Raw genomic sequence first — 5,580 nt, 5'->3', positions numbered from 1 at the left:
TTGGCTGGCCGGGCTATGTTGGCATCGACATGGCTGCCTATCCCGCGCTGGGGGCTTACGCCGGAAATATTGCAAAGCGTCCCGCAGTCGGGGCGGCGCTCAAGGCGGAAGGTCTGGCTTGAGCTGACCCGGAGCGCCCTGGACAATCGCTTCTCAGAAAGCGGCCAGAGCGCGATCGTTTTCGGTTCGCTCAGCCGAGCGAGCCGAAAGGTGAAGCGCCCTCAGAAAAATAACGGGAGCCTGATCACACTTAAGCCAATCAGGCTCTAATACCGGTCAGCCTTAAGGCTGACTGGTATGCGCGCGGGGCTGGTGGGGCGGCCGCGTGCAAAATCAAGAGCTTATGCCAGCCCGCCACCAAACCCAGAGAGTCAAGCTCTTGGCGGGCTGGTATAACGCGCGCTGAGCATTTACGCCAGGCGAATCGCATTCCGGATTCGCTTGACGATGGGCCTGCTGCGACAGAAAGGCGAAAGTCTGCCGGCGGCCGGGGATGCGATGGCCCTGGCCGCGCGCGACCTGGGACTTAACCGGCGGCAGCGGGCATCCCGGCTGGAGAAGATTAAATGCTCCAAGTAAGCTGAGATTGTTGCAATGAATTGTATAATGTGCAACGGCAGAGCTTATTCGCCGCCAGTTCTGCCAAGGGGCGGTGCGGTCAAAATGGGAGAAATCGAGTGCGTTCAGTGGCAATTGTTGGCGCGAATTTGGCGGGTGGGCGAGCTGTGGAAGCCCTGCGGCAGGCGGGGTTTGACGGCCGTATCGTCTTGATCGGCGAGGAGCCGTGGCGACCCTATGAACGCCCTCCTTTGTCAAAGGAATTCCTGTGGGACCCCGCCAATGTCCCGGATAAATTTTTCCTCCAGGACGAGGCGTGGTATTACAACAACCACATCGATATGCGGCTGGGCACGCGCGTCGAGGCGGTCGATTTGGCGGCCGGCGGGGTGCGCCTTAACGGCGGCGAACTGGTCGTCGCCGACAAGGTGCTGCTGGCAACCGGCGGGCACGCGCGCAAGCTCAACCTGGCCGGTGCCGATTGCGCCAATGTTCATTATCTGCGCACCCGCGACGATGCCGCCCGGCTGGCGGCGGACTTGCGGAAAGGGGCGCGAATCGTCATCATCGGGATGGGGGTAATCGGTGCCGAGGTTGCGGCCAGCGCGGTCAAGCTGGGCTGTGATGTCACCGCAGTCGAGCCGCTCGCGGTACCGATGGAACGCGCGCTGGGGAAGCGGTTCGGCCAGTGGCTAGGGGACGAACACCGCAAGCGCGGGGTGAAGACCCATTTCAACCGGGGCGTCACCGGTTTCAAGTTCGCGAACGGGCGGGTTTCTGCCGTCGAGCTTGACGATGGAACATTGATCTTTTGCGATGCCGTCGTCGCCGGTGTCGGCATCGTTCCGGCAACTTCGCTTGCCTCAGATGCGGGGATTTCGGTCAACAGCGGGATCATCGTCGATCGCCAATGCCGGACCAGCAATTCAGCCGTATTTGCAGCCGGCGACGTTGCCGAACAGGACGGGTTCTTCGGCGGACACATCCGTCTGGAGACGTACCAGAACGCCGCCGATCAGGCCCAGGCTGCCGCGCTGGCGATGCTGGGCAAGGAAGTCAATTACTGCAAGCCGTTATGGTACTGGAGCGACCAGTTCGACCTCAACATCCAGTTCTGCGGGCAGATCCCCGTGCAGGCCGAGTTGGTGCTACGCGGCGACATGGAAAGCAATGCCTTCGTTGCCTTCTTCCTGTCGGGCGGGACAATCGACGGCGTGTTGACCGTCAACCGCGCGCCCGACATGGGGATTGGCAAGCGTCTGGTCGAGCGCCGGACCAAGGCCGTTCCGGCGCAGCTTGCCGATCCCGACGTATCCTTGCGCGATCTGCTCAAGCAGGCCAGCTAAGGCACCTGCCGCGGCGGGTCTTATCCGATTCCGCCGGCGGCGGCGGATAAGGTCTGCCCGGGGACATAGGATACTTCGCCGGAGGCGAAGAAGCAGATCGCCGTAGCCAACTCTTCGGGTTCACCGAAGCGTGCCCTCGGCGTATGGCGCAGAGTCTGCTCCGTGACCCGGGCAAAACCGGCCTTGTCGGCTTCGGCCGGCGGGGCTGGATTGTGCGGCATGACCGGGGTGACGTTAACTCCGCTTGGCGCAACGCAGTTGATGCGCACACCACTGGATTCTGGTTCAAGCGACAGGGCGGCGGCGTAGGGCACCTGGTTGACGCCGCGCGTCGCGACCGAGCCGATATTAACGATCGATCCGGATCCGGCTTTCAGCATGTGCGGTAACACTGCGTGGCAACACCACAGCGCCGGCCACAGTAACAGAATGGAAAACAGCCCCTAAAACTTCGCGATCTTGCGTCACATGGCGCTGAACGTAATGCAGAAGGAGGAATCAAAAAGCTTCTTGCGAGGCAAGTTCAAACGAGCCGGCTGGAGCAACAACGACCTCCGTAAGCGGCGAGAGCCTGATACACCCCGATCAAGTCAGAATCCGGTATTTCGTTGGGTTTATGATACAAAAATTGTCTGTGACCGCGCCAGCCAGGTTTGGACCAATTTGGCGTGATGGTACCGGGCGTTGTCGAGGAAGACGTGAAGCAAGCGGGACTGCCACCTGATCGACTGGTCGCTCACGCCGTCGCCCCCTCCGGCCCCAGCCCCAGCGCAATGAAGCGGGCGAGACAATGGTCCTCGTCACCCAATTGGTGGCCAATCATGGTCAGCCGCTTGGCATAATGCGAAAGTGGCAGTTCCCAAGTCATGCCGATGCCGCCATGCATCTGTATCGCCTCTTCCGCAACCAGGGTTCCGACCTTGCCGATCGTGAACTTGGCGGCCGCCGCCTTGCGCTCGCGCTCCAGCCGCCCCGCCCCCAAAGCCGCCGCCGCGTTGAGTGCTGCCGAGCGCGCCTGCTCGATCTCCAGCGCCATTGTCGCCATACGATGCTGCAGCGCCTGGAACTTACCGATCGGCACGCCGAACTGCTTGCGGGTGCGCAGATAATCCAGCGTCGCCGCCTTCAGCACATCCATGATGCCGACCGCCTCCCAGACTAAAGCTACATTACCGGCGGCATAAGCCGCCTCGACGATCGCATAAGCCTCGCCGGGACTGCCGACCCGCTTGGCATCCGCGCCTTCCAGGATTAGCTCGCCGCCACGGCCGCCATCAATCATCGGGTAACCGCGAATGCTGACGCCGGCCACCATTTTACCCAGCAGGAACAGCGAAATCCCGCCTGCCTCGCGCGCCGAGACAAGAATCCAATCCGCCGCCTCTATCTGCGGAACCACCGCCTTGCTGCCGGTCAACGCCCAGCCATCCGCCGTCTCCAGAACGCGCGTTTCGACATCCCTCAGATCGTAGCGGCTCTGCGGCTCCTCATGCGCGAACACCACCACGGCCTGCCCGGCGATCATCTCGTTCAGCAGCTCCGCATGCCCGCCTGCCTGCGCCAAGGCGGTGCCGGCCATCAGTGTCCCGAGGAAGGGTTCCACGACCAGCGCCTTGCCTAACTGTTCGAACACCGCGCCGATATCGAAACCGGCCCCACCGAAGCCGCCCACCGCTTCTCCGAACAGCGCCCCGACGACGCCAAGCTCGGCCAGCGCCGCCCAATGTTCCGCCGACCAGCCAGCATCCGATTGCGCGATGCCGTGGCGAACCCCCATGGAATAGCGCTGATTGAGATAGCGGCCGAGCATGTCGACCAGCATTTGCCGGTATTCGCTGTGATTGAAGTCCATTTTCAAAGCTCCAGGATCGCCTTGGTGATGATCTCGCGCTGCACCTCATTGGAGCCGCCAAAGATCGTCAGTTTGCGGTTGTTAAAATATTCCACGGCCACGGGTGCCGCATATTCCGGCCCGACGGGGGCGCCTTTGAACCCTTCGTCAAGCGCTTCGGAAATGAAAGGCTGCGCATAAGGACCAAGCGCACGGCGGGTAAGCGCCGTGATCTCCTGCCGTATCTCGGTGCCTCTGATTTTTAGCATCGAGCTTTCCGCAACCGGCGCAACTCCCTGCCCGGCGGCGGCCAGCACGCGCAGATTTGTGGTCTTCATGTTCTCGAGGTCGATTTCCAGCCGGGCCAGCCGGGCCGCGAAATACGGATCCTCCGCCAGCGGCCTGCCGTTCTTCTTCTGAGCCCTCGCGATATGCAGCAACCATTCGAACGCCGCCATCGAGGCGCCGATTCCAGCAATATTGGTCCGCTCATGGGTCAGCAGATATTTGGCGTAGGTCCAGCCTTTATTCTCCTCCCCGACCAAATTCCCAGCCGGCACCCGCACATCAGAGAAGAACACCTCGTTCACCTCATGCTTACCATCCAGCAGGATGATCGGCCGCACCTCAATCCCCGGCGTGTTCATGTCAATCAGCAAAAAGGAGATGCCCTCTTGCGGCTTGCCTTCTTTTTTGGTGCGCACCAGGCAGAAGATCATGTTGGCGAAGTGACCGAACGTGGTCCAGGTCTTTTGGCCGTTGACGACGTAATGATCGCCGTCGCGTATTGCGGCGCATTTCAGGCTGGCTAGATCGGAACCCGCCCCTGGCTCGGAATAACCCTGGCACCACCAATCAGAGCCATTGAGGATGCGCGGCAAAAAATACTGCTTTTGTGCCTCCGAGCCGTATTTGATCAGCACCGGACCCAGCATCATCACCCCGAATGGAACGATGCGCGGCGCGCAGGCCATCGCCGTCTCCACGTCGAAAATATAGCGCTGCGCCAAGCTCCAGCCGGTGCCGCCCCATTCTTCCGGCCAGCTATTGGCCAGCCAGCCGCGCGCATGAAGAATCGCGTGCCATTGCTCCATGTCCTGTTTCGACAGACGCTTGCAGGTGCGCACCTTGCCGGCGAGCCGGGCTGGCAACTGCTCTTTCAGGAAGCTGCGGACCTCCTGGCGGAATGCCTCCTCCTGCGGGGTAAAATCAAGATTCATCAAACGAGCCTTTCCTATTTGTCCATGCAAGCATGGTCTGATCCAGCATCACGAGTTGAACCGCCCGCCAACGGCGGCGCGTTCCAGCAGCAGATTAGAAATGCTGAACCCATCACCCAGCCGATGCTCGAACTCGCGAAGCCCTGCTACAATATTCGCCAACCCAACTGCATCCGCCCAGAACATCGGGCCGCCGGTATGGCGCGGCCAACCATAGCCATAAACCCAGACGATATCGATATCAGAAGCACGCTGCGCGATGCCTTCTTCCAGGATCTTCGCCCCCTCGTTCACTATTGTATACAGGGTGCGTACCGTAACCTCCTCGCCGCCTCTGCCCCGATCAGCCGCGGCAGGCCGAGCCTTACCTCGGGCAACCCAAGCTTGGCCGAAGCCGTGGCGATACGGTAATGGCAGCCCAGCGCCACCTCCAACCCACAGCCCCGCCACCTGCGCCTCGATGAATTCACACACACGATCCTGGAGCATACGCTCGCGCTGGGAATAAGCGAAATCCATTGGCCCTCCCTCCGATGCCCCGCATTCTGCGATGACTTATACCAGCCCGCCAAGAGCTTGACTCTCTGGGTTTGGTGGCGGGCTGGTATAAGCTCTTGATTTTGCG

At 61.2% G+C, this 5,580-nt stretch carries 5 protein-coding genes; 1 reads left to right on the top strand and 4 read right to left on the bottom strand.

Annotation, left to right across the window (positions count from 1 at the left end):
• Positions 1-608 precede the first annotated feature (608 nt).
• Complete coding sequence (locus PHE40_RS10355) at positions 609-1,904, top strand: FAD-dependent oxidoreductase (RefSeq protein WP_366523608.1); 1,296 nt, start codon at positions 609-611, stop codon at positions 1,902-1,904.
• Positions 1,905-1,924: 20 nt separating this feature from the next.
• Here the strand turns inward: PHE40_RS10355 and PHE40_RS10350 are convergent, their stop codons facing one another.
• The 4 genes from PHE40_RS10350 to PHE40_RS10995 form a co-directional block, all read right to left on the bottom strand.
• Positions 1,925-2,314 carry an SDR family oxidoreductase gene (locus tag PHE40_RS10350; protein ID WP_299961478.1) on the bottom strand — a complete coding sequence of 130 codons (390 nt, stop codon included), beginning with the start codon at positions 2,312-2,314 and terminating at the stop codon, positions 1,925-1,927.
• A 326-nt stretch (positions 2,315-2,640) separates the two neighbouring features.
• Positions 2,641-3,756 (bottom strand): acyl-CoA dehydrogenase family protein, encoded by a 1,116-nt coding sequence (locus PHE40_RS10345; RefSeq protein WP_299961476.1) that lies wholly within the window; start codon positions 3,754-3,756, stop codon positions 2,641-2,643.
• Between the two features lie 2 nt (positions 3,757-3,758).
• Positions 3,759-4,955 carry an acyl-CoA dehydrogenase family protein gene (locus PHE40_RS10340; protein ID WP_299961474.1) on the bottom strand — a complete coding sequence of 399 codons (1,197 nt, stop codon included), beginning with the start codon at positions 4,953-4,955 and terminating at the stop codon, positions 3,759-3,761.
• Between the two features lie 48 nt (positions 4,956-5,003).
• On the bottom strand, positions 5,004-5,474 hold the full coding sequence (locus tag PHE40_RS10995; protein ID WP_366523607.1) for a 3-hydroxyacyl-CoA dehydrogenase family protein: 471 nt from the start codon (positions 5,472-5,474) through the stop codon (positions 5,004-5,006).
• Positions 5,475-5,580 lie beyond the last annotated feature (106 nt).

The organism is Acidocella sp. (assembly GCF_028687955.1).
In the GTDB taxonomy this organism is placed as follows: Bacteria; Pseudomonadota; Alphaproteobacteria; order Acetobacterales; family Acetobacteraceae; genus Acidocella.
The sequence above is the reverse complement of the archived record's forward strand: the minus strand, read 5'-3'. Positions and strand labels throughout refer to the sequence as shown.

Coding starts and splice junctions, on each gene's coding strand:
- PHE40_RS10995 (WP_366523607.1), bottom strand. CDS start 5,474: ATGGATTTCGCTTATTCCCAGCGCGAGCGTATGCTCCAGGATCGTGTG.
- PHE40_RS10345 (WP_299961476.1), bottom strand. CDS start 3,756: ATGGACTTCAATCACAGCGAATACCGGCAAATGCTGGTCGACATGCTC.
- PHE40_RS10340 (WP_299961474.1), bottom strand. CDS start 4,955: ATGAATCTTGATTTTACCCCGCAGGAGGAGGCATTCCGCCAGGAGGTC.